The sequence below is a fragment of the Streptomyces orinoci genome (assembly GCF_003121295.1).
Lineage (GTDB): Bacteria > Actinomycetota > Actinomycetes > Streptomycetales > Streptomycetaceae > Streptomyces > Streptomyces orinoci.
In genome coordinates this window covers 114,806-136,396 of record NZ_PHNC01000006.1, presented here as the reverse complement: position 1 = coordinate 136,396, position 21,591 = coordinate 114,806, and the positions used below count along the sequence as shown (strand labels likewise).

The following is a 21,591-nucleotide window of genomic DNA, read 5'->3' as shown; positions in this document are numbered from 1 at the left end:
CGCTCAGCTCTTGCGCTCGCCCAGGACACAGAATTCGTTGCCCTCCGGGTCGAGAAGGGTCACCCAGTGCTGCTCGTTCTGCACGGTATCGGCGCGCCGGGCACCGAGGGAGAGCAGCCGGGCGACCTCGGCCTCCTGGTCGTCGGGCCGGAAGTCGGGGTGGAGCCGGTTCTTCGACGTCTTGCCCTCGGGGACAGGCACGAAGAGCAGCCCCGGCATCCGGTCCGGCTCAGGCCGGATCTCGATGATCTCCTCGGATTCATCGACCACTACCCAGCCGAGAGCCTCGGCCCACCAGCGCCCGAGGGCGATGGGGTCGGAGGAGTCGACGATGATCTGTTCCCATTCCAGTGCCATGGGCGTGAGCATAAACTGGGCCGGCCGGCTGCCAGGGCCGGGGTGACTGCCATCGACCGCCGGTCCGGCGTGCGGATCGTGTCCCCCGGACCGGGGGCACCTTCCCGGCCGGTCTCATACCCCGGTATCACCCCGGATCTCGCCCCTGAGTAGGGCGCGGCCGGTGCCACCCGCTCCCTAGAGTCCCGGTGTCGGTCCACGCGCGGGAGGAACGAAAAATGCGGGGAAAGGGCGATCAGTTGAGGCGCAGGGCGGTGTTGGCGGCTTGCACTCTGGCGATTTCGGGCGCGTTGCAGGTCTTCGCACCCGTGGCGGGAGCGGCGGTACAGGGTTCCGCGGGAGCGGGAACGGGAGTGCGGCTGCGGTTGCCGGAGCCGACCGGCCCGTACGCGGTGGGCACCACCACCCGCCAGTTCACCGACCTGGCCCGTAAGGACCCCTGGCACCCCGAGCTCGGCCACCGCCAGGTGGCGGTGAGCTTCTGGTACCCGGCCGTGCGGGGAGCGGCGAACGGGCCCGCGGTACCGCAGATGCGGCGGGACGCGGCGGTGCACTTCGGCTCCAAGGACGGCGCCGCCCACTTCAACTATGAGGTGCCGGCCGGGGCCGTGGACTGGACAGCCACCCGCACCCACGCCCACCGGGACGCGCCCCCGGCGAAGGGCACCGGGCCGCGTCCGGTGGTGCTCTACTCCGCGGGGCTGGGCGACCCGCGCACCTGGAACACCACCCTGGTGGAGGAGCTGGCCTCGCGCGGCTATGTGGTGGTCACCATCGACCACACCTATGACTCCTCCGAAGTCGCCCTCGCGGACGGGAAGTTGGCGGCCTCGGTGCTGCCCGGCTACGCCGGAAAGCCCGGGACGGATGTGGGGGCGCTGCTGCGCAAGACGGTCAAGGCGCGGGTGGATGACACGTGTTTCGTCCTGGACCGGCTCGATGACCGTGCGGTGCGGCGGCAGTTGCCGCCGGGGCTGGGCGCGGCGCTGGATCTGCGGCACATCGGCATGGTGGGGCAGTCGGCGGGCGGCTTCACCGCGCTGCAGACCATGCACGACGACCGCCGGATCAAGGCCGCGGTCAATATGGACGGGACGCTGGCCTTTCCCCGGCCGGACGGCAAGGGTGTTGAGCTGAGCGAGGTGGCCAGGGAGGGGGTTGACCGGCCGTTCCTCCTGATGGGTACCGAGTCGGCCGACTCCGGCCCGTACCAGCGGCAGCCGGACTGGAAGTCGCTCTGGGACCACTCGCGTGGCTGGCGCGGCGATGTCACCCTCGCCGGGTCCCGGCATGGGGCGTACACCGACGCCGCCTCCTTGCTGCCACAGGCGGCCGCGCGGGGGGCCGTGGACTGGGGGACGGTACGCAAGGACGTGGGTTCCGTGCGGGGCGGGCAGACGGCGCTTGCGTTTATGCGCAACCAGGTTGCCGCGTTCTTCGACCGCTTTTTGCGGGGGCGCGGGTAGGAGCATCTGCTTGGGATGTGGTACCAGCTCCACCATGTGCCAGATATCAATTGCCGCATTGATCCGTCATCGCAGAAGCCCCCGGCCGGAGGGTAGCGATGTCACAGCATGGCTGAAACCTCCTGAGCAATATTTGAAAGCCAAACGGGTACCCCGGGACTATGGGTGATTCCCGCGAGAACACCTCGCAGCCTACGACGTGACCTCCCTGAGGCGACGACTTCCAGCATCGGGATGATATCGATGAGCGTGGATTCGCAATCACGCCAAGCCCTGGAAGAAGCGCATGCCGCGAGCAAGGCTACGCTGTAATACAGCCTCCCCCGTCGACTGGCGTCGGTGTTGATACTGAGCTCTAGTGCTTGCCTCATTTTCGGCACCGCAGCGTTTGAATCTTCGAGCACCAACAGGGCTTCACCTTCGTGCCCGGTAAGTTCTCGTTCATCCACCCACCATGTCCACGAGGGATCGCGACGGGTGATGGAATCCTGGAGGGACGCTCTCGCTACCGAGAACTCCTTCATGGCCTCTTGCCGCGATCCTGCAATAGCAAGTGAGCGAGCCTTTCGGATGTGTGCAAGCAAAGCAACGCGTGGCGGGATTCGAGATTCATCGAGAAGCTGATCCGCGATACGCAGCGTTTCATTCGGGCGTCGGTGCTCTATTCCGTGCATGGCCAGCATGTCGAGGGCAAACCACTTGATGGGCTTGTCTCCTGCCTGAAGAGCAAGCATATGAGATTCCAGAAAGGCCGAGCGTGACTCGTTGACTCTACCGGAGTCAAACAGTAGCCATCCCGAAATCTGTGCCAACTCGGCCAATGTCCCCAGGTATTCATTCTGCACTCGGCTGGCGACGGCACCACTGTCCAGCTTCCTTTGACCGCATTTCCAGACCTGAACAGCAGCCGATGCCACCGCATCACCGCCATAGCGGTTGTCGTGATCCAGAAAATGGTCAACCGTGGCCCGCATATGCTGAATGTCAGCGTTCGCACTGACCTGACGAGGGGCGTTACTCGGGACCACCAGGTCAGCGAGCTCGCCTTCCATGCCAAGTACGCGATCAAGAGCCGCGGCCAATGCCTTGGATGGCTGCTGCCTCCCATTCAGTACCCGGGACAGGTAGGCGGGGTCGTAGTTGGTTGCCCGGGCGGCCTCGCGCATGGACATCCCCTTGGCATCCAGGGCGTCCCTCATGCGAGAAGCGAAGTCGCTCACTACACCTCCAGGGGGTGTTGACTGCGGCCCCTCCAGATTAGTCAACGCTGGTCAACTCCCGCTGGACTTCGGGGATCCACTACACCTGACAGCTCAGACCCCGGCGACCGATGGGACGGCCCCGGGGCATGGCCAACGCTGACAAGGAGCGTCGACAATGGTCAACCGTATCCGCCAATGGCTCCGACAGGCCAGGCAGGTCCACCGGACCCCCAGCACCCCCACCCCGACGCCCCACACCGTCCCCACCGCCTCAACACCCCAGCGGCCCACACCGATGCGCTGCGGGTGCGCCCAACCGCCCCTCCCGCCCCGCAACGGCGTCCGCGTGGTGATCACCGCCCACGGGATCAACATGTGGACGGAGGACGGACGATGAGCGCGCAGAAGCCCCGAAGGGGCGCCTATGTCATCGACACCACCCGGGACACGCTCGGAGAAGTCATGGACCACATCGACGGACACATCCAACTCCGGCCGCTGAACGGCGGCTTGGAGTGGGATGCGAGCAGCTCCGAACTACGGCCGGCGACCGCCGCGGAAGTGCGGGCCGCCAAGCGCTGTAGCGGGGGTGGGAAGTGACTCGCTCCGTGATCCGGTACGCACGATGGAAGATCAGCCGATACCAGGTTCCCGGAATGCCTGACATCAGCCATGAGTTCGTGTGCGTAGGCTGCGCCGATCGCTCAGGCCCCTGCCGGGAGTTCGAGACGGCCCAGCACTGGGCACTCGGGCACTCCGGCCGCAACCCCTCCCACACCACCTACCGCGAAACCATCCATCGGTACTGGCAGACCGCCATGGTGGACTGAGCGGCAGCACCACCAAGGGGCCCGCCATGCGCCGGGCCCCTTGCTGTTGCCCCGTCAATTGACAGGCAACAGGGCAAGAGGTTACAGAGATCCCCCGCGCCCTGAGGGGCGCACCCGGCGTCGTGAGGCGCCCCTTACCGGGCGCCGGTGAGCAGGCGGGTGCGGGCGGTGCGCAGGCGTGCCCCGGTGACCCTGGCCACGTACAGGAGCAGCGCGTGGTCCAGCGCCGGATTCCCCGCGCACAGTTCGCGGACCCTGTCCGCGTCGAACTCCCAGGCCCGGACCCTGCTGTCCGCCTCCGCGGTCAGGCGCCAGCGCCGGGGCAGGAACAGCCAGGACCAGCCCAGTAGTTCCCCCGCGCCGACCCGCTCGGTGGCGGCGGCGCGGTGGCCGGGGAGGTGGAGGTCCAGGGTGACGGAGCCGGTGCGTAGCACCCAGAAGCGGTCGGCCCGGCCGCCCTCCTCGAAGATCCGGGCGCCCGGCGGGAAGGACACCTCGCGGGCGACGCCCAGCAGAGCCTCCCGGCCGCCCTCGGGAAGCGAGGCGAAAAGTCCCGTCCTGGCCGCAGCCATGGCCTTCTCCCATCGGCTCGTGCGTGCCCTCCCAGCCTGATCACACCCGACGCCCGCCCGCACCCCGGGCGGCCCGGGAGTGCGCCACATGGCGCCAAGGCCACCCGGAGGGGCACTCCGGCCGCCGGTGTGCGATCACCGGTAGACGGTGGTGACGATGGAAGGTGAGCGGTCCGGCCCCCGAGCGGCGGGGGCACTCCCCGCGCCTCGGGTACGCAGGCAAAGGAGGACGAGCATGGTTTCCGCTCCCGAAACACACACCGGAAAGGCCCAGGCCGCCACCGGCCTGACGATGTTCGCGGCAGTGATGATGCTGATCACGGGATTTCTCAATCTCCTCCGCGGGATCTCGGCCATACTCCGCAACGCGGTGTATCTGAAAACACCCGACTATGTATTCAAGTTCAGCCTGGCGGGCTGGGGTTGGGTGCACCTCTTCCTCGGCATCGCGGCGATCATGGTGGGCGTCGGCTTGTTCCGGGTCTCGCTGTGGGCGAGAATCCTGGGAGTTGTCATCGCGTCACTGCTGCTGATCGCCAACTTCCTTTCGGTTCCCTACTTTCCGTTGTGGTCGATCGTGCTGATGGCCCTGTGTTCCTTTGTCATCTGGGGCCTGTGCGTGGTGCGCAGAGAGGAGACGCCGTCCGGCCAGGGCGGTCAGTGGTGAGATCAACGGTGAGCTGAACCGGGCCGGTCGAGCCCGATGGCGGCCAGGGCGTCACCGCTCTCGGTGCGCCGGTAGACCACCCGCCGCCCGACCCGGGTACCGGTGATCAGACCGGCCTGGCGCAGTACGGCCAGGTGGCCGCCCACGGTGCCCAGTGACCAGCCGAGCAGTACCGCCGGTTCACTGCTGGTCGCCGGGTGGCGGAGCTCATGGAGGACGGCCGCCCGGCCGGTGCCCACCAGCCGTTCCAGGGCGCGGCCGGGCCGCTCGGGCGGCCGGTCCGGGGCCCAGCGGCCCCGAGCCGGGTAGACCTGGGCGTACCGTCCGCCGGGCGCCGAACACAGCCAGGTGCCGTGGTCGCCGGTCACCGGGACGAGGAGCAGGCCCTGCTCGCCCACCACCCGGTCCGGCCCCGGCCGGATGCCGAAGCGGATGGCGTCGGGGTCCACCCAGGCGCTGTGGCGGCTCATCCGGTGCAGCGCCTGTGGCCGGCCATGGACGGCCAGCAGGCCCGCCCGGTAGGTGATGTCGCGCTCCAGCAGGGCCCGGCGGCGCGGCCAGTCCGGCCGTACCCGCTCCTGCCAGAGGCGGGCCAGCAGGGCGGCGGTGCGGGGCGCCCAGTCGCGCCCGGACAGCCAGGCCAGGTCCTGCCGCAGCCGGCTGTGCGCCAGGGCCTTCTCCAGCCCGGCCCGCACCTGGCGGCTTCCGGGTAGGCCGCCGTCGCCGGGACGCTGTCCGCCCTGGCGGCTCTGCTCCCGCTGGCCTCGGCCACCGTACGCGGGCTGCCGCGCACCGCCGCCCCGGCCACCGGGCCGGCGTGAGGCGCCCCGGCACCGGGCCGGCCCGAGACGCCCCGGCTACGGGGCCGGCGTGAGACGCCCCGGCTACCGGGTCAGCCCGAGACGCAGAAAACGCGGCCGGTAGAGATCCGCGCGGCGCAGGACGTCCGCCGGATCCAGACTGTTGACGTTGTAGGAGACCACCAACTCGGCACCGTGCTCCAACTCCGGGTGCTCATGCGGGTTGTAGGCGATCACCCGGGCGTTGTGGTACGAGCCGTACGGCCCGGCCTCCGGTGCCCGGAACACCGTCCCGGGCCGACCGAAGGGGCCATCGGGGGACCGGGACCAGGCCAACTCCAGTTCGGAGCTGAAGAGTTGGTCCACCCGCTGGGTGAGCAGCGCATACCAGCGGCCGTGCCGCACCACGCTGATTTCCTCCGAGGTACGCAGCGCCCGGCCGCCCGGCCCCGTCAGCCGGGCCGCGTCCGCCTCACGCCGGGACCAGGTGCCCCGGCCGGTCCGGTAGCTCCAGGCGCCGCGCAGCCCCGGCCCGGAGGTGCGGGCCAGATACAGCGATGAGCCGCCGCCGGGCGCGGCCCGGGTCCCGTAGACATACGCCCCGCGCCCATGCGGCGCCACCCAGGCGCCCCAGGCGATCCGCGCGGTGGACGGCAGCGCGGTGAGCGAGTCCGGCCGGTCCAGACGGCCGGAGCGGAAGGAGGCCAGAACGTTCCCGCGCCAGGCGACATCCAGCGGACCGCCGCCGGTCCGCGCATAACGGGCGTAGACGATCTCGGCGCCCCGCCCGGCGGGCAGCCCGGCCCGCGCCCAGTACCACTCCCGGCCCCTCCCCGCGATCAGGGAGGCCGGACGGCCGGCGGCGTCCCGCCCGGTGACGGTGTGCACACCCGAGCCATTGACCAGCACAAAACTATTGTGAACAAAGGGTGTTGGACCGCCGTCGGCGGTGACCGGCGGACGGGAGCCGTCGGGGCGCACCCTGCCGAGGAAGGTGTCGGAGAACACCCAGAGCTCCCCGGCCGCCGTCCGCACCGAATAGGTACTGTCGCCGCCGGTCCAGTGGCGCGGCGAGGGATTGTGGTCGGCATAGTCGCCGAAGGCCCGGTCCAGCGCGGTCAGCGCACGCACCGAGGCGACCCGTGGCGGGGCGCCGGGGGCGGTCGCGGCGGACGGGGCCGCCGCACACGCCGCCACCAGGGCGGCCAGGACCGCCCACCGGGACGGCCGGGGGATCCTCATGACGCCGCCCAACTGGCCGACGAACGCGGGCGGTTGTCACTCGTGTCGGTGATTGCGGGGGCGGCGGCACGGCACGGACCCTGGAAGCCGGGCGCCATGGCACGGGGGAATTCGGGGGAGACGGCCATGAACGGCATTGTGCCGGTGACCACTCAGCACAATGACAACCGCCGCACCGGCGCCAACCTGAGGGAGACGGCGCTCTCCCCGGCCACCGTGGGCCCCGCCTCCTTCGGCAAGCTCTTCAGCCGTCGCGTGGACGGGCAGATCTACGCCCAGCCGCTGGTGGTCCCAGCCGTCCAACTCCCGGGCGGGGCAAGGCGCGACATCGTCTATGTGGCCACCATGCACAACAGCGTCTACGCCTTTGACGCCCACCGGCCCGAGGCCGCCGACCCCTTGTGGCACACGGTGCTGGGCCCCTCCGTCCCGCTTCCGGATCCCGAGATCGGCCCGTCCGGATACCGGGACATCAGCATCGAGGTGGGCATCGTCGGCACACCCGTCATCGACCCGGTGCGCAAGGTGCTCTATGCGGTGGCCTTCACCAGGGACCGCACCGGCTACCAGCACACCCTGCACGCCCTGGGCCTGGCCGACGGACGCCAGGCGCCGGGCGGCCCGGTGCGCCTGACCGCCGAGGCCCCCGGCACCGGAGAGGGCTCCACCGGCGGCCGGATCACCTTCGACAGCAGGCGCCAGCTCCAGCGGGCGGCGCTGACCCTGGCCAACGGCCGGGTGTACACGGCCTTCGCCTCCTATGGCGACCGGCGGCCCTACCACGGCTGGGTGCTGGCCCATGACGCCGCCACCCTCGCCCCGGCCGGGGTGTTTGTCACCACCCCCGGCACCGGCCAGGGCGGCATCTGGCAGGCGGGCCAGGGACTGGCGGTGGACGAGGCGGGCGCGCTGTACTGCGTCACCGGCAACGGCGGCTTCCGCCCGGACGGATCCGAGCTGGGCGACTGTGTGGTCAAGCTCCGGCCCGGCCTCACTCCGGCCGACTGGTTCGCCCCGTTCAACAACGCCCGACTGGACGCCACAGACGCCGACTTGGGATCGGCCGGGCCACTGCTGCTGCCGGGTGTCCCCCGGCTGGTGGGCGGCGGCAAGGAGAGCAGGCTCTATCTGCTGGACACCGGCCGCCTGGGCCACTTCCACCCCGGCTCCGACAGCCAGATCCCGCAGAGCTTCCTGGTCTGCCGGCCCGACGGGCAGAGCCACCACATCCATGGCGGGCCGGTGTACTGGGACTTCCCCGGCGGCCCCTGGATCTACCTCTGGCCGGAGAACGCCTTCGCCCGCGCCTACCGCTTCACCGGCGGGCGCTTCGACCCCACTCCGGTGTCCACCAGCACCACCACCGATCCCGCCGGGGTACCCGGAGGTTCACCCGGCATGCCGGGCGGCGCGCTGTCCCTCTCCGCCCATGGCGCGGACCCGGCCAGCGGTGTGCTGTGGGCCTCCCACCCCTACCGGGCGGACGCCAACCAGGCGGTGGTGGACGGGGTGTTGCGTGCCTACGCGGCCAACGACCTGCGCCGCGAGCTCTGGAACAGCGAACAGCACCCGGACCGCGACCGGGTCGGCTCCTACGCCAAGTTCGCCCCGCCGACGGTCTCCGGCGGCAAGGTCTATCTGCCCACCTTCGACAAGGCGCTGCATGTCTATGGCCAACTGCGCCAGGAGTTGTCGTCGAATGTCACGCCCCCATCGGGAGCGATGCGCCGCTTGTAGACCTCGCGGCCCGCTCGGGGCGGCGAACACCCGCCGCCCGGTGGTGAAGTCGGCTTCCATAGAAGTGGCCCGGCACCCTGGGGTGCCGGGCCACCATCATGCCGGGGGCCTCAGTCCTGCTCGCCCGTCCATTCCACAGCCACCCTCAACGGTTCAAGGGGAGTCGAAACGAACGGCGCAGAGCAGCCGGCATCGGGGCAGGCCGGCGGGGCGGCGCGCCGGTCTCGGCCGACAGGCACTCCATCGTCTCCCCGGAATCCCCGGAAGACCCCGTCGTCCCCGGCCTCCCGCGCCCACTCGTCGAAGTCCATGTTGCCGATGGACATGTTCGCGTAGAAGGCGGAAAGCTCGGAAGCGGCGATTCGGAACTGCTGATGTTCGGCGTCCTGGAGGAGGTTGAGGGCCAGCAGCGGGAACGACGGGTCGCTCAGACAGCGCTCGTCGGCTACGAGGACTTCACTGAACAATGGCCGCCCCTCGTGGTCCCGTATGACCTCTGCCGTAAGGCTCTCCACGGTCGCCGCCACATACCGGGGGTTCTCCACCAGTGAGACCGCAGCAGTGTTGCCGTACTCGTCCGGGATCCTCAGCTCGTCCAGGAGCGCCGCAAAGGCCGCGTCGTCGGCAATAAACGTCCGTACCAGCGGCATACAGTTCTGGTCGGCGGCCATGATGCTGGTCACCCGCTCGAACAGGTCGTCTTCCTCGGAGATGTCGTCGTACACCGGTTTCCTTCTCGTTCAGGCGACCACGTAGAACCGGTCGCCGGACAGGATGCGCCAGGCTTTCAGCCACCGTTGGATCTCGCCGCCCTGCTGGTTGTTCTCGCGGGGTGGGACGAAGGTGATCTCCCGCTGGCCGGCGGGCAGTGTGGTGCCGCCTTGGGCGGTGGAGGCGAAGGGGTACTCGTCGCAGGATGTGCGTCCGGCACGGCGCTCAGCGGCGGTGGGGGTCCTGCCCTTGCAGACCTCGTCCCAGTGCCGCTGCCGTATCCAGGCTCCCAGCCAGGTCAGCGGAACGCCCCTGCTCGGGTCGCCCCAGTAGCCGCCCCTTTGGCGCAGGGCACGGATGCCCGCCGATATGTATCTGAAGCTCGTCATGCTGACTTGGGTGGTCACACTGGGGACAACGCATCCGGCCCGCATGCCCTTGAAGGTGTTGTCGCACCGGTAGCGGACGGTGGTGGCGCTGAAGGAGAAGGGTATGACGCCGGGCTTGCTGACGGTGAAGGTATAGGTGGTGTCCTCCGCGCGAACGGCCTGCCTGAACAGGTCGAAGGTGCCGACCAGCTGTCCCTGTGAGGGTGTTCCGAGTACGTGACCTTGCGGATAGATGATCTTGACCTGGTTCCCAGGCGAGGAGGCGGACACGGACACGGCCAGATCCCGGGCGTTGGGGGTGAGGACCGGATCGGTGATCGAGACTTGCTCCGTCCAGTGCAGTGATTTGCGGTCAAATCTTTGGATGATCCAGAGGTTGAACGTTCCTCCGCCGACCTTGCGGCCGTTGGAGAGGAGCACGATGGTGACGGAGCGCCCCTCGCAGGAGGCATAGCGGGTCACGACGAGATTGCCCACGGTGCAGTCCGCCTGGCTGGTGGCCTGGGGACGTTCCACGGTCCGTACACCGGAGGGGTGGACGCTGATGGTTCGTGTGGCCGGGGCCGCTTGGGCTCCGGCCACACTGCCGGCGAGCAGTCCGAGCGTTGCCGCTCCTGCGGCGAGTACGCGTCTGAGCTTGGCGTTCACGTGGCTTTTCCCCCTTCGCCTGGCGCCGGGTCCCACCGGTTGAGGGAGTGCGGCGCCGGGCGACATAGAAGGTACCGGCGCAACTGCCGCTTATCTACTGCCTGTTGGTCGTCTTCGTGCTGTGGTCACGAACAGCGCTTTCGCGCTTCCGCCGGCCGACGTGCGGCGGATCGCTTCAGGGCGCGGCGGGGGAGGAAGTCAAGGCCCGCAAGGGCGTTGCCACCTGTCGGCGGGGCCGGTTCGGCCAACTTCCACTGCCGCGAAGGCGATACTGCACCGCGCGGCTCTGCCGCGTTGCCGCGACCGGCCACTTACAACCCGTACCCGTCATCGCACCCCTGACGACGGCCGCGAAAAGCCGCCCGGTACGCCCCCGGTGTGGTCCCCGTAACCCTCTTGAAGCGTTCGCGGAAGGCCGTGGCCGACCCGAACCCCGCCTGGTCCGCGATGCGTTCCACCGAGTAGTCGCTGTTCTCCAGCAGATACTGCGCTCGCCGGACCCGGGCGCGCAGCAACCACTGCAAGGGCGTGGTGCCGGTCTCGGCACGGAAGCGGCGCCCGAAGGTGCGGCTGCTCATTCCGCTGTGCGCGGCCATCGCCGCCAGTGTGAGCTCCTCGCCCAGATGGTCCTCGATCCAGGCCAGCGCCGGCTCCAGCAACGACCCGTGCGGCAGCGGCGGTTGCTCATGGACGATGAACTGGGCCTGGCCGCCCTCGCGTTCCAGGGGAGTGACCGCCAGCCGGGCGGCGTCCGCCGCGACGGCCGAGCCGAAGTCCCGGCGGACCATATGCAGACACAGGTCCAGCCCGGCGGAGGCCCCGGCCGAGGTGAGCAGTTGCCCGTTGTCCACGTACAGCACATCGGGGCGCACATCCACCTTGGGAAACAGCTCGGCCAGCCGGTCCGCGGCGACCCAGTGTGTGGTGGCCGCCAGACCGTCCAGCAGTCCGGCGGCGGCCAGGGTGAAGGCACCGCCGCAGACCGAGGCGATGCGCGCCCCACGGGCGGCCGCGTCCCGCAGCGCGTCAAGGGCCCGCTCCGGTGGCGGCCCGGCTTCCTCGCCGCGGCCGGGCACGATGATGGTGTCGGCGTCGGCGAGGGCTTCCAGCCCGTACGGGGCATGGATGGTGAAGGCATCGGTCGGCACCTGGGGCTGGGTCCCGCAGACCCGTACCCGGTAGGGACGGCGCCCGTCCGGGAGGCGGACACGGCCGAAGACCTCGACCGGTATCGCCATGTCGAAGACCACCGTCTGATCCAGGGCCAGGACCGCCATCGTGTGCACCGGGGCAGCGTACGCCGGGTGCGCGTCTTCAGCGCCGCGACAACCTGCACCGTGGCTGTCCCCGGCGGGCGTTGGAACATTCCGGGGCGGTCACCTGCGCCGCTGCCGCACCCGGCCGGTGACGGCCAGGGCGAGAGCGAGCCCCCCGGTGGCATACAGCTGCACCCGGGTGCCCGAGTCGAGCGTCATCAGCACCAGCGTCCCGCCGACCCCGGCCAGCGTCACCCAGGTCAGATAGGGGAAGCCCCACATCCGCACCACCAGCTGCCGCGGTGCCTCGCGCTCCAGCCGGCGGCGCAGCAGCAGCTGGGAGACGGCGATAAAGCCCCACACCACCAGCACCGCGGCGCCGACCGTATTGAGCAGCCAGGCGAAGACCGTGGTGGGCCACCACAGGGACAGCAGCACCGCGAAGAAGCCGAAGGCACAGGAGGCCAGCACCGCGCGGCGCGGCACCCGGCCGGAGACCTTGGCCAGGGCCCGGGGGCCCTGGCCGCGGGCGACCAGGGAGTACGCCATCCGCGAGGAGCCGTAGATATTGGCGTTCATCGCCGACAGCAGGGCCACCAGGACCACCACATTCATGAGCTGCCCGCCGCCGGGCACGCCCAGCCGGTCCAGTACGGCGGCATAGGGGCCCACCTCGGTGATGGCCTTGTCGTGCCAGGGAACCAGGGTGACGATCACCAGCATGGAGCCGATGTAGACGATGCCGATCCGCCACATGGTGGTGCGTACCGCCTTGGCCACCCCGCGGGCCGGGTCCTTGGACTCGGCGGCGGCGATGGTGACCGTCTCCAGCCCGCCGTAGGCCACCACCGAGGTGACCAGGCCCACCAGCAGCCCGCCCAGGCCGGTGGGCAGAAAACCGCCGTCGTGCAGCAGATGCGCCGTGCCGGGCGAGCCGCCGGGCAGGACGCCCGCGATGGCCAGCGCGCCCAGGACCAGGAAGAGCGCGATGGCGCCGATCTTCAGGGCGGCGAACCAGAACTCCAGCTCGCCGAAGTTGGACACCGCCGCCAGATTGGAGCCGCAGAACAGCGCCATCAGCAGCAGCACCCACAGCCAGGCCGGGGTGCCCGGAAACCACCCCTGGAGGATGTGTGCGGCGCCGATGGCCTCGACGGCCACGCCCACCACCAGCAGGGTCCAGAACATCCATCCGGCGGTGAAACCGGCCCAGGGGCCGATGGCGCGCTCCGCGTGCACCGAGAAGGAGCCGGAAGCCGGGTTGACCGCCGACATCTCGCCCAGCATCCGCATCACAAACATCACCAGTACACCGGAGACGGCGTAGGCCACCACGATGGACGGCCCCGCCGCGGCGATCCCGGCCCCGGAACCCACAAAGAGCCCGGCACCGATCACTCCGCCGAGGGCGATCATCGAAAGGTGCCGTTGCTTGAGGCCGTTGGAGAGCGGGGAGGGCTGTCGCTCCGCCCCCTGGGCGGTCGGGGGCGGGGAGAGCAGTGTCCGAGTCATGGTCGCGCCTGTCCGGTATACGAGATAGCGGGTAGGCGGCGAGTATGGGCAACCCGGACATCGGGCCGCTTTCTCGTCCGTTATACGGACGCCCGGCTCACCGAGGGTGATGGGTGCGCTCAGCCCGAGTGAGCGCCCACCGTGTCCCGGATCTCCGCACCCAGGCCCTTGGCTCCCTCGCGGGCGCAGTGCGCACAGCAGAAGAAGCGGCCCTCCACCGCCACCCCATGGCCGATGATGCGCGAGGAGCAGCGCTCACACACCGGTGCCAGCTTGGTGATGGCGCACTCGAAACAGTCGAAGGTGTACTTCTCGCCGGTGATCGTGGTGATGTCGAAGGCCATCTGGTAGTCGTTCTCGCAGGTGCTGCAGACAGGCATGGGGATCCTCCGGACATGGTCGCTATGGGGCGGTATTACATGTCGCATGATCCGTTCGACATCCGCCGGCCGGGGTCTGCCGGGGGCGCCCCTCACTCGAAAGTGAGCGGCCGCACCGCCGTGTGCCGGTACGCGTAAGGGCCCGGACGGGAGCTTCCCGTCCGGGCCCTTGGCCGTGTGCCGCCGCCGTTACTGCTGAGCGGCCTCGGCGGCCTGCGGCTCGGCCTCCTGCTTGGTGCGGGCCACCCGGCCGCGCACCAGGAACCAGCCGCCCACCAGGGCCGCCGCGATCACCGGCAGGCAGAGCACGGTGGTGCGGTCGGCGCCCTTGTCGGCCGCCATCAGGCCCAGCACGGAGGCCAGGAAGGCCAGCGTGATGATCTGGGTGTACGGCGCGAAGGGGAGCCGGTAGCGGGGACGGGTGACCAGGCCCTGCTTGGACCGGCGCCAGAAGAGCAGCGAGCAGAGCATGATCATGCCCCAGGTGCCGATGATGCCGATCGCCGCGAAGTTCAGGACGATCTCAAAGGCGTCCGAGGGGACCACGAAGTTCAGGCCCACACCCAGCACACAGAAGCCCGCGGTGAGCAGGATGCCGCCGAAGGGCACCTGGCCCTTGTTCATCTTCGCGGTGAACTTGGGCGCCGAGCCCGCCATGGCCATCGAGCGCAGGATGCGGCCGGTGGAGTACAGGCCCGAGTTGAGGCTGGAGAGTGCCGCGGTCAGGACGACCAGGTTCATCACCCCGGCCGCGTAGGGCACGCCGATCTTCGACAGCACGGTGACGAAGGGGCTCTCACCGCCGTGGAAGGCGGTGTAGGGCAGCAGCAGCGCCAGCAGGATGACCGAGCCGACGTAGAAGATGCCCACCCGCCACATGATCGAGTTGATCGCCTTGGGCATGATCTTCTCGGGGTTCTCGGTCTCGCCGGCGGCCACACCGCACAGCTCCACCGAGGCGTAGGCGAAGACCACACCCTGGACGACGAAGAGCATCGGCATCACACCGGCCGGGAAGATCCCGCCGTGATCGAGGATGTTGCCCAGACCCGGGGCGTTGCCGCCCACATCGTGCTGCGTCATCAGCAGGAAGATGCCGATGACCATGAAGATGACCAGCGCGCTGACCTTGATGATCGCGAACCAGAACTCCATCTCGCCGAAGTACTTCACCGAGATGAGGTTGACGGTGAGCACCACCGCCAGGGCGATCAGTGCCAGCACCCACTGCGGGATGCTGCTGAACATGTGCCAGTAGTGGGTATAGGTGGCGACCGCCGTGATGTCGGCGATACCGGTGGTGGCCCAGTTGAGGAAGTAGAGCCAGCCGGCGGTGAACGCGCCCTTCTCGCCCATGAATTCACGGGCGTAGGAGACGAACGCGCCCGAGGAGGGGCGGTGCAGCACCAGTTCACCCAGCGCCCGGACGACGAAGAAGGCGAAGAGGCCGCAGATCGCGTAGGCGATGAACAGGGAGGGCCCGGCGGTGTGCAGACGGCCGCCGGCACCCAGGAACAGGCCGGTGCCGATCGCTCCGCCGATCGCGATCATGTTGACGTGCCGGGACTTGAGGTCCTTGCTGTAGCCGGCGTCTCCGGCGTCGATGTGGGGAGACGCCGACGGGGAGACCGTGCCGGATTCAGGCGCGGCCGCAGTAAGAGTGCGGTCACTCATAAAGAAATTCGCCTTCGTTGGGGAGGGAGCGGCCGGGCCGCTGCGAAGGTGGGGGTCGGCTCGCCGGGGACCGCTGGCTGCGGTGTCTATGCCCGGGCAAAGCCTTGGGGTGAATGGTGTGGTGGCCGGGGAGCGGCGTCAAGGGTTCATAAGTGTTCACCCTGCAGCCAACTACCTGCGAGGATGCCTGGCCGGTCAGGGGTGGTTGGCCGTCCTGTCACTTACCGGATCGCTAAATTCCGTTTAACTCTCGGCTTTCCGCGGGTTGCGCAGGGTTGCGTTGCGTGTGCGAATAGTGCGCGAGTGACCTCGATCACCAATGGCCCAGGGGCGGCGGAACCGGATGGGTGCCGCCGCCCCGCGCTCCTTACGGCCGGCACTCCTCAGGGAACGTCCCGGCGGGCGCGTTCCAGGGTGAAGCTGTCCACCGGGGTGAGATCGCCATGCGGCCCGTCGAAGGTGTAATAGGTGACCCGCATCCGGGTCCGGCCGGTGTGCCGGTCGCCCGGGTCCACATCGAACGCGGCAAAGCCATGGGTGTGCTCATGGTCCCGTACGGCGGCCCAGGGCGCGTCTTCGCTGATCCACACCGGGTTTCTGTGCCCTGACGAGGTCTTCTCATCGCTCAGCCCGACCAGCACCCGGGCCTGCGGGGTGTCGAAAAGGTCGTCCTGACTGGTGGCGATGTTCCCGCCGGCCCCGATGACCATATGGACCGTGCCCTTGCCGGTGTCGATCAGATCCGTCCGGGTCGCGACCGGGACGGGCGTACGGGCCTGGTTGGGGAGGGTGCCGCGCACCGGATGGGAGCGTTCGTAGTGGTGCTCGTGCCCGCTGACCACCAGATCGACGCCATAGGCGTCGAACAGCGGCCCCCAGGCGGCCCGCACCCCCAGATCGCTGCCCGCGCTCCTATGGCTGGAGATCATCGGCTGGTGCATGCACACCACGATCCAGTCGATGCCCCGGTCGCCCCGTGCCGCCTTCAACTCCCGCTCCAGCCAACGGCGCTGGGCGCCGCCGGAGTAGCCGCTGATATAGGTGTCCCCGCCGTCCTGGATGGCCACATCGTCATTTGCCAGGCTGATGAAGCGGACCGCGCCGACCGTGAAGGCGTACCACATGCCCCGGGTCTCCTGGTCCGAGGCGGCGGAGGAACGCGGCAGTTCGAAATAGGTCTGATAGCCGGCCGCGCCGATGGGCCCATTGCCGTGCTCGTTCTCATGGTTCCCGGCACAGGGCATCCAGGGCCGCAGGCGCGTGGAGCGGCTGTTGTTGATGAACCAGTCCGCCCAGGTGGCCACCCGGCTGGTTCCCCAGGCCCCGGCGATCGCCGCGTAACACAGATCGCCGTTGACCAGGTTGAACAGCGGACCCACGCGTTCCACGGCGGCCACGATGTCCGCCGCCGTGGGCGAGCCCACCTGGCCGCTGGTGTACAGCGGATAACGGTTGACGGGGGAGGGGACGCCGTCCGGGAGGTGGACGACCCGCCGCAGATCGGGAGTGGCCTGGTCGCCGAAGCTGGTGAAGGTGAAGGGGGCGCGGCCGCGCGGCGCCGTGGTGAACGAACCGGTCTCCGGTGTCGCACCGTCGTGAACGGCCGCGTAGAGATAGGTGGTTGCCGGACGCAGGCCGGTGACCCGGGCGTGGTGGACATACACCTCCTCCTTGGACAGTCCGTCCCGGTAGGTCCTGGTCTCGGCATGGACCACCCGGCCGTACCCGTCGTCCGGCGAACCCAGCCGCACCTGGGGGCGGTTCACCGACTGGGGAGTGATCCAGGAGACGGTCATCCGGGACGCCGGGTTATCGCCGAACTGCAGATGCACGCCCAGCACGCCGGGTGCGCCCAGCCGGTGCGGCATGCTCCGCAGCAGCGGTGTGCCGGCCGGCGGTGGCGGGTCGGTGGCGGCCGCCGCCTGGCCGGCGGAGGCACCGAGGGCCGAGACGGCCGCCGCTGCCGAGGAGCCCTTGAGAATGGATCTGCGGGTGATTGCCATGAACGCCCTTTTCCGGGTGGGGGGTTGAGGATCCGCAGACTCTAAGTGATCGCCACCGGGCCGGGCCATAGCCAAGATCACGGAATAACGGGCCCCTGAACTCCCTTGCCGACGAGGGAGACAGCACAACCGCGCTCAATTCCCTCCCCTACGCCCACCCCTCCGTCCCCAGCACCCGGCGGATGGCAGCGGCGAACCGCGCGGGGGCCTCCACCGGCACAAAGTGCCCGGCCCCGGCCACCGACTCCACGCCGACATCGGCGAAGAACAGCGACAGCCGGTCCGACCAGGCCCGGGGGAAGAGCGGATCGTGCTCCGGCCACAGCACGGTCGCCGGCACCGCGATCCGCTCCCCGGGCTCGGGCACCACCTCCCCCAGGGAGGCTGCCACCGCGCCGGCGCCCGCCCGGTACCAGGCGATGGACGCACAGAACGCCCCCGGCGGACCGTAGACGGAGAGCAGATGGTCCAGCGCGGCCTCGTCCAGGGTGAAGGACGGGCCCGACCAGCCGTCCCAGAAATGGCGCAGATAGGCCCGGAGCGCGTCCGGCTTGCCGTCGAGCAGTTCCCCGGCCAGCGGCAGCCGGTGGAAGGACTGGTACCAGAACTCCCGCTGCGCCCGCGGCTGGAGAATCCGGTTGCCGATGCCGGGCAGCGGCGGGGCCAGCACCAGCGCCCGCACCAGCTCCGGATGGTCCTGGGCCACCGCCTGGGCGATCCGGCTGCCGATGTCATAACCGGCCAGCACCGGCCGGTCCAGCCCCAGCTCCCGGATGAGCCCGGCCACACCGCGCGCCTGCGCCCGGGCGTCGTACTGCTGCTCGGGGGCGGCCGGTGGCCCGCCGGACGCGCCGAAGCCGCGCAGGTCCGGCACCACCAGCTCACAGGTGTCGCGCAACAGGGGCAGGACCCGGCGGTAATCGGTACGGTCACCCGGCCAGCCGTGCAGCAGCACCACCGGGTCCCCCGCCCCCTGCCGGTCATAGGCCAGCCGGAATCCGTCCACCGGTGCGCTGAGCGGCATCCGAGCCTCCCGAAGCGAGTCATTCGGCGGGCGTCGGCCCACCGTCCGCCCAGCCTAGGCCGCGCCCGGGCTCGGGGGCCGGTGACGTGTCAGGTGCGGGCCGTCCGTGGCCGGTCGCGCAGTTCCCCGCGCCCCTTACGGGGCCCCTGAGCCGCGCGGTCCTGGTTCGAAGGCCCCGGCACCAGGGCGGCCGGGCGCGTGGCGAGACGGAGGCGCCGGGCGACGAGGCGGGAGCAGATCGCCCGGGCGGGACCGTCCGGCCGTGCGCCGGGACCGAGCATGAAGTATGCGGCCGGGCAACGGGCGTTGGCGACACAGCGAAAGGCCAGAACCTGATGTTATGGCAGCCGCTCGGGGCAACGGGACGGCAAAAGCAGCCGACTTGAGTCTGGGCGAACCCCATCAGCACCCTCTACGCTCACCCGCGTCCTGTGGTGGCGGGAGCACCACGCGACTCAGCGTTCGCCCCGTCCTGCCCAGGAGGCAGTTACATGCCCAGACGCCATAGGCCCCTGGTCGCCGCGCTGGCGGCGGCCACGGCCCTGCTCACCGGAGCCACCGCCTTCGCCGCACCCGGCCCCCGCCCCGTGCCCCCCACCGCCGCCCGCCAACTGGCCGCGCTCGCCCGGCAGGTGCACCCCAGCACCACCGGCCGGGAAAAACCCGCCCGGGACACCGGCGATCCGGACGATCCGGTGGCCGGATCCCTGCAGTTCGCCGCCGCCCGTACCGCCCCGTCCGTCACCGTCTCCGGTGCCGCCCTCGCCCAAGGGGCCGCCGCCGGTGACCGGTTGCCGGTGCGCGGCGGCAAGTGGTCGGAGCTCAGCAGCGGTTCCACCAACAGCGAGGCACCCGGCTACGCCGACCCCAACTTCTCCGACTATGGCTCGGGCTGGGGTCTGGTGACCGGCCGGGCCTCCGCCCTGGCCACCGACGGGGCCTGGGTGTACGCCGGATTCGCCGACGGCGGCGTCTGGACCTCCCACAACGCCGGCAAGAGCTGGACCCCGCGATTCCAGCACCAGTCCACCGCCTCCATCGGCGCGCTCTGGGTGAACCCCGACGACCACTCCCTGTGGGTGGGCACCGGCGAGGCCAACACCAGCGCCGACAACTACACCGGCCAGGGCGTCTACCGGTCCACCGATCACGGCCGCAGCTTCCAGCGGGTGGGCGGCGACGAGCTGTTGAACGCCCAGGTGGCCACCCTCACCTGCAACGGTGGCTATGTGTTCGCGGCCACCAGCCATGGCCTGTGGCGACGTCCGCTGCACAGCCGGCCGGGCCGCCGCTGGGAGTCGGTCCTCAGCCCCGACCCCAACCCGGACCACAGCCCGTCCCGCACCTCCGTCATCTCCAGCGTGACCGTACGCCCCGGCAGCCACGGCGGTACCGTGCTGGCCGCCCTGGGCTACCGCGGCGGCACCCCCTATGACGGGCTCTACCTCTCCACCCGGGGCGGCGCCCCCGGCACCTTCCGGCGGCTGGCGCCCACCGGGATCGATACCACGGACATGGGCCGCACCAGCCTGGCCTACACCCCCGACGGCCAGGCGCTCTACGCCCTGGTGCAGTCACCCGCGTACACCGCCGGCAAACGGCCCGCACCGCTGCAGTCCACCAGCCTCAAGGGCGTGTACAAGTCGGCCGACGGCAACCCGGAGGGGCCGTGGACCCTGGTCGCGGACGCGGCCACCCTCGGCAAGTCCGGCTCCGCACAAGCCTTTCCCAGCGGCTATGAACCGGGCGTGGGCGCCTGGTACAACCAGTACCTCAAGGCCGACCCCCGCGACCCCCGTCACCTCTACCTCGGCCTGGAAGAGATCTACGAGACCCGGGACGGCGGGGCGACCTGGCAGACCATCGCCCCGTTCTGGAACTACACCCTGCCCTGCTACGGCACCGCCGCCGGCTGCCCGCCCACCGTCCACACCGACCAGCACGCCGTCGCCATCACCGAGGACGGCACCCTGTACGTCGGCAGCGACGGCGGCATCTGGTCCCGGCCGGTGGCCGCGACCGGCACCACCGGATGGCGGGACCTCAACGCCGGGCTGCGCACCCTCCAGTACTTCTACGCGGGCGCCGGCCGCGACCCCAAGGGCGGCACCGCCGTATGGGGCGGGCTGCAGGACAACGGCGGCACCCTGGTCCCCGGCAACTCCCACCAGGTGATGCAGCCCTTCGCCGGGGACGGCGGCGATGTCATCGTGGACCCGGCCAACGCGGACCGGGCGGCGCTGGAGTACACCTATGGCGACATCTCGGTGACCACCGTCGGCGGCCGCTCCGACGGCAAGACGGCCGCGTTCCGGGAGATCAGCCCCAGCTGCCAGATCACCACTCCGGTGGCGGTCTGCGACCCCCAGATGCAGTTCATCGCGCCCTTCACCGCCGACCGCACCGACCCCAACCGCTGGGTGATCGCCGGGCGTTATGTATGGGAGACCACCAAGGGCTTTGACACCGTCTGCGCCAAGGACGCCGGAAGCTGCGACTGGAAGATCGTCCATGATCTGGGCAGCACCGCCTCCACCACCGCGGTGGAGGCCGTCAAGGGCGTGGACTATGTGGGCTGGTGCGGCCCCTGCACTCCCTCCCGGCAGGACGGCACCGGCTTCCACAGCGGCATCGCCACCAACTACGGCGGCACCTGGCACACCATCACCGCCCCCAACCTGCCCAACCGCTACCTCACCCGGCTGGTCGGCGACCCGGCGGACCCGGCCCATGTCTACGCCGTGTACGGGGCCTACTCCGCCAAATGGATCCCCGGCGGCGGCACCGGGCATATCTTCGAGTCCAGGGACGGCGGCGCCAACTGGCGGGACATCAGCGGGAATCTGCCCGACCTGCCCGCCAATGCCCTGGTCATCGCCAAGGGGCGGCTGATTCTGGCCATGGACCACCTGGTCTATACGGCGGATGTGCGGCGGCCCGGACGCTGGGCCCGGCTCGGCCGTGGGCTGCCCAGCTCGGTGGTCACCGATCTCACGCTGTTCCCGTCCGGTGACACGGTGGTGGCCGCCACCCATGGGCGCGGACTTTGGCAGCTGAAGCTGGGCCGTTGAGACCGGCGGCCGGGACGGCACTCCCCGCCCCGGCCGCGCCTCCGGTTCCG

Annotated in this window: 19 protein-coding genes; 6 read left to right on the top strand and 13 right to left on the bottom strand. The window is 70.1% G+C overall.

Annotation, left to right across the window (positions count from 1 at the left end):
* Positions 1 to 3: 3 nt before the first annotated feature.
* Positions 4 to 357 carry a VOC family protein gene (locus tag CV755_RS02520; protein WP_206608381.1) on the bottom strand — a complete coding sequence of 118 codons (354 nt, stop codon included), beginning with the start codon at positions 355 to 357 and terminating at the stop codon, positions 4 to 6.
* Positions 358 to 722: 365 nt separating this feature from the next.
* Here CV755_RS02520 and CV755_RS02515 point away from each other — a divergent pair, with 365 nt between their 5' ends.
* Positions 723 to 1,823 carry an alpha/beta hydrolase family protein gene (locus CV755_RS02515; protein WP_241560919.1) on the top strand — a complete coding sequence of 367 codons (1,101 nt, stop codon included), beginning with the start codon at positions 723 to 725 and terminating at the stop codon, positions 1,821 to 1,823.
* Between the two features lie 101 nt (positions 1,824 to 1,924).
* Here the strand turns inward: CV755_RS02515 and CV755_RS02510 are convergent, their stop codons facing one another.
* Complete coding sequence (locus CV755_RS02510) at positions 1,925 to 3,022, bottom strand: helix-turn-helix domain-containing protein (RefSeq protein WP_153068563.1); 1,098 nt, start codon at positions 3,020 to 3,022, stop codon at positions 1,925 to 1,927.
* 396 nt (positions 3,023 to 3,418) lie between these two features.
* Here CV755_RS02510 and CV755_RS02505 point away from each other — a divergent pair, with 396 nt between their 5' ends.
* Together CV755_RS02505 and CV755_RS34480 are read left to right on the top strand one after the other, a co-directional pair.
* Entirely contained in the window at positions 3,419 to 3,625 is a 207-nt protein-coding gene (locus CV755_RS02505) for a hypothetical protein (RefSeq protein WP_109278448.1), read from the top strand.
* A complete protein-coding gene (locus tag CV755_RS34480) occupies positions 3,622 to 3,855 on the top strand; it encodes a DUF7848 domain-containing protein (RefSeq protein ID WP_479681630.1) in 234 nt (77 codons plus the stop codon). The genes CV755_RS02505 and CV755_RS34480 overlap by 4 nt, the downstream gene beginning before the upstream one ends.
* A 134-nt stretch (positions 3,856 to 3,989) precedes the next feature.
* Here CV755_RS34480 and CV755_RS02500 read toward each other — a convergent pair whose 3' ends face one another.
* Positions 3,990 to 4,427, bottom strand: coding sequence for a cyclic nucleotide-binding domain-containing protein (locus CV755_RS02500; RefSeq protein ID WP_109278447.1), 438 nt, complete (start codon positions 4,425 to 4,427; stop codon positions 3,990 to 3,992).
* A gap of 235 nt (positions 4,428 to 4,662) precedes the next feature.
* Between CV755_RS02500 and CV755_RS02495 the strand changes: the two genes are divergently transcribed.
* Positions 4,663 to 5,094 (top strand): DUF7144 family membrane protein, encoded by a 432-nt coding sequence (locus CV755_RS02495; protein ID WP_109278446.1) that lies wholly within the window; start codon positions 4,663 to 4,665, stop codon positions 5,092 to 5,094.
* A gap of 2 nt (positions 5,095 to 5,096) precedes the next feature.
* On the opposite strand, the gene CV755_RS02490 is transcribed toward CV755_RS02495, so the two are convergent.
* Positions 5,097 to 5,789 carry a helix-turn-helix domain-containing protein gene (locus tag CV755_RS02490; RefSeq protein ID WP_109278445.1) on the bottom strand — a complete coding sequence of 231 codons (693 nt, stop codon included), beginning with the start codon at positions 5,787 to 5,789 and terminating at the stop codon, positions 5,097 to 5,099.
* A gap of 189 nt (positions 5,790 to 5,978) precedes the next feature.
* Positions 5,979 to 7,136, bottom strand: a complete 1,158-nt coding sequence (locus tag CV755_RS02485; RefSeq protein WP_153068562.1) for a hypothetical protein — start codon at positions 7,134 to 7,136, stop codon at positions 5,979 to 5,981.
* A gap of 126 nt (positions 7,137 to 7,262) precedes the next feature.
* Between CV755_RS02485 and CV755_RS02480 the strand changes: the two genes are divergently transcribed.
* Complete coding sequence (locus CV755_RS02480; RefSeq protein ID WP_109278443.1) at positions 7,263 to 8,873, top strand: hypothetical protein; 1,611 nt, start codon at positions 7,263 to 7,265, stop codon at positions 8,871 to 8,873.
* 110 nt (positions 8,874 to 8,983) lie between these two features.
* Here the strand turns inward: CV755_RS02480 and CV755_RS02475 are convergent, their stop codons facing one another.
* From CV755_RS02475 to CV755_RS02440, 8 genes are all read right to left on the bottom strand, one after another.
* On the bottom strand, positions 8,984 to 9,598 hold the full coding sequence (locus CV755_RS02475) for a DUF6924 domain-containing protein (protein ID WP_109278442.1): 615 nt from the start codon (positions 9,596 to 9,598) through the stop codon (positions 8,984 to 8,986).
* A gap of 15 nt (positions 9,599 to 9,613) precedes the next feature.
* Positions 9,614 to 10,621 carry a NucA/NucB deoxyribonuclease domain-containing protein gene (locus CV755_RS02470; protein ID WP_161968575.1) on the bottom strand — a complete coding sequence of 336 codons (1,008 nt, stop codon included), beginning with the start codon at positions 10,619 to 10,621 and terminating at the stop codon, positions 9,614 to 9,616.
* Positions 10,622 to 10,932: 311 nt separating this feature from the next.
* Positions 10,933 to 11,898, bottom strand: a complete 966-nt coding sequence (locus tag CV755_RS02465; protein WP_193553339.1) for a GlxA family transcriptional regulator — start codon at positions 11,896 to 11,898, stop codon at positions 10,933 to 10,935.
* Positions 11,899 to 11,997: 99 nt separating this feature from the next.
* Positions 11,998 to 13,389, bottom strand: coding sequence for an amino acid permease (locus CV755_RS02460; protein WP_109278439.1), 1,392 nt, complete (start codon positions 13,387 to 13,389; stop codon positions 11,998 to 12,000).
* A 119-nt stretch (positions 13,390 to 13,508) separates the two neighbouring features.
* On the bottom strand, positions 13,509 to 13,769 hold the full coding sequence (locus tag CV755_RS02455) for a Prokaryotic metallothionein (RefSeq protein ID WP_109278438.1): 261 nt from the start codon (positions 13,767 to 13,769) through the stop codon (positions 13,509 to 13,511).
* Between the two features lie 189 nt (positions 13,770 to 13,958).
* Positions 13,959 to 15,443, bottom strand: a complete 1,485-nt coding sequence (locus CV755_RS02450; RefSeq protein ID WP_109278437.1) for an amino acid permease — start codon at positions 15,441 to 15,443, stop codon at positions 13,959 to 13,961.
* A 383-nt stretch (positions 15,444 to 15,826) separates the two neighbouring features.
* Positions 15,827 to 17,446, bottom strand: coding sequence for a purple acid phosphatase family protein (locus tag CV755_RS02445; protein WP_109278436.1), 1,620 nt, complete (start codon positions 17,444 to 17,446; stop codon positions 15,827 to 15,829).
* 148 nt (positions 17,447 to 17,594) lie between these two features.
* Positions 17,595 to 18,470 carry an alpha/beta fold hydrolase gene (locus CV755_RS02440; protein ID WP_109278435.1) on the bottom strand — a complete coding sequence of 292 codons (876 nt, stop codon included), beginning with the start codon at positions 18,468 to 18,470 and terminating at the stop codon, positions 17,595 to 17,597.
* 491 nt (positions 18,471 to 18,961) lie between these two features.
* Here CV755_RS02440 and CV755_RS02435 point away from each other — a divergent pair, with 491 nt between their 5' ends.
* A complete protein-coding gene (locus tag CV755_RS02435; RefSeq protein WP_109278434.1) occupies positions 18,962 to 21,541 on the top strand; it encodes a beta propeller repeat protein in 2,580 nt (859 codons plus the stop codon).
* Positions 21,542 to 21,591: the final 50 nt, after the last annotated feature.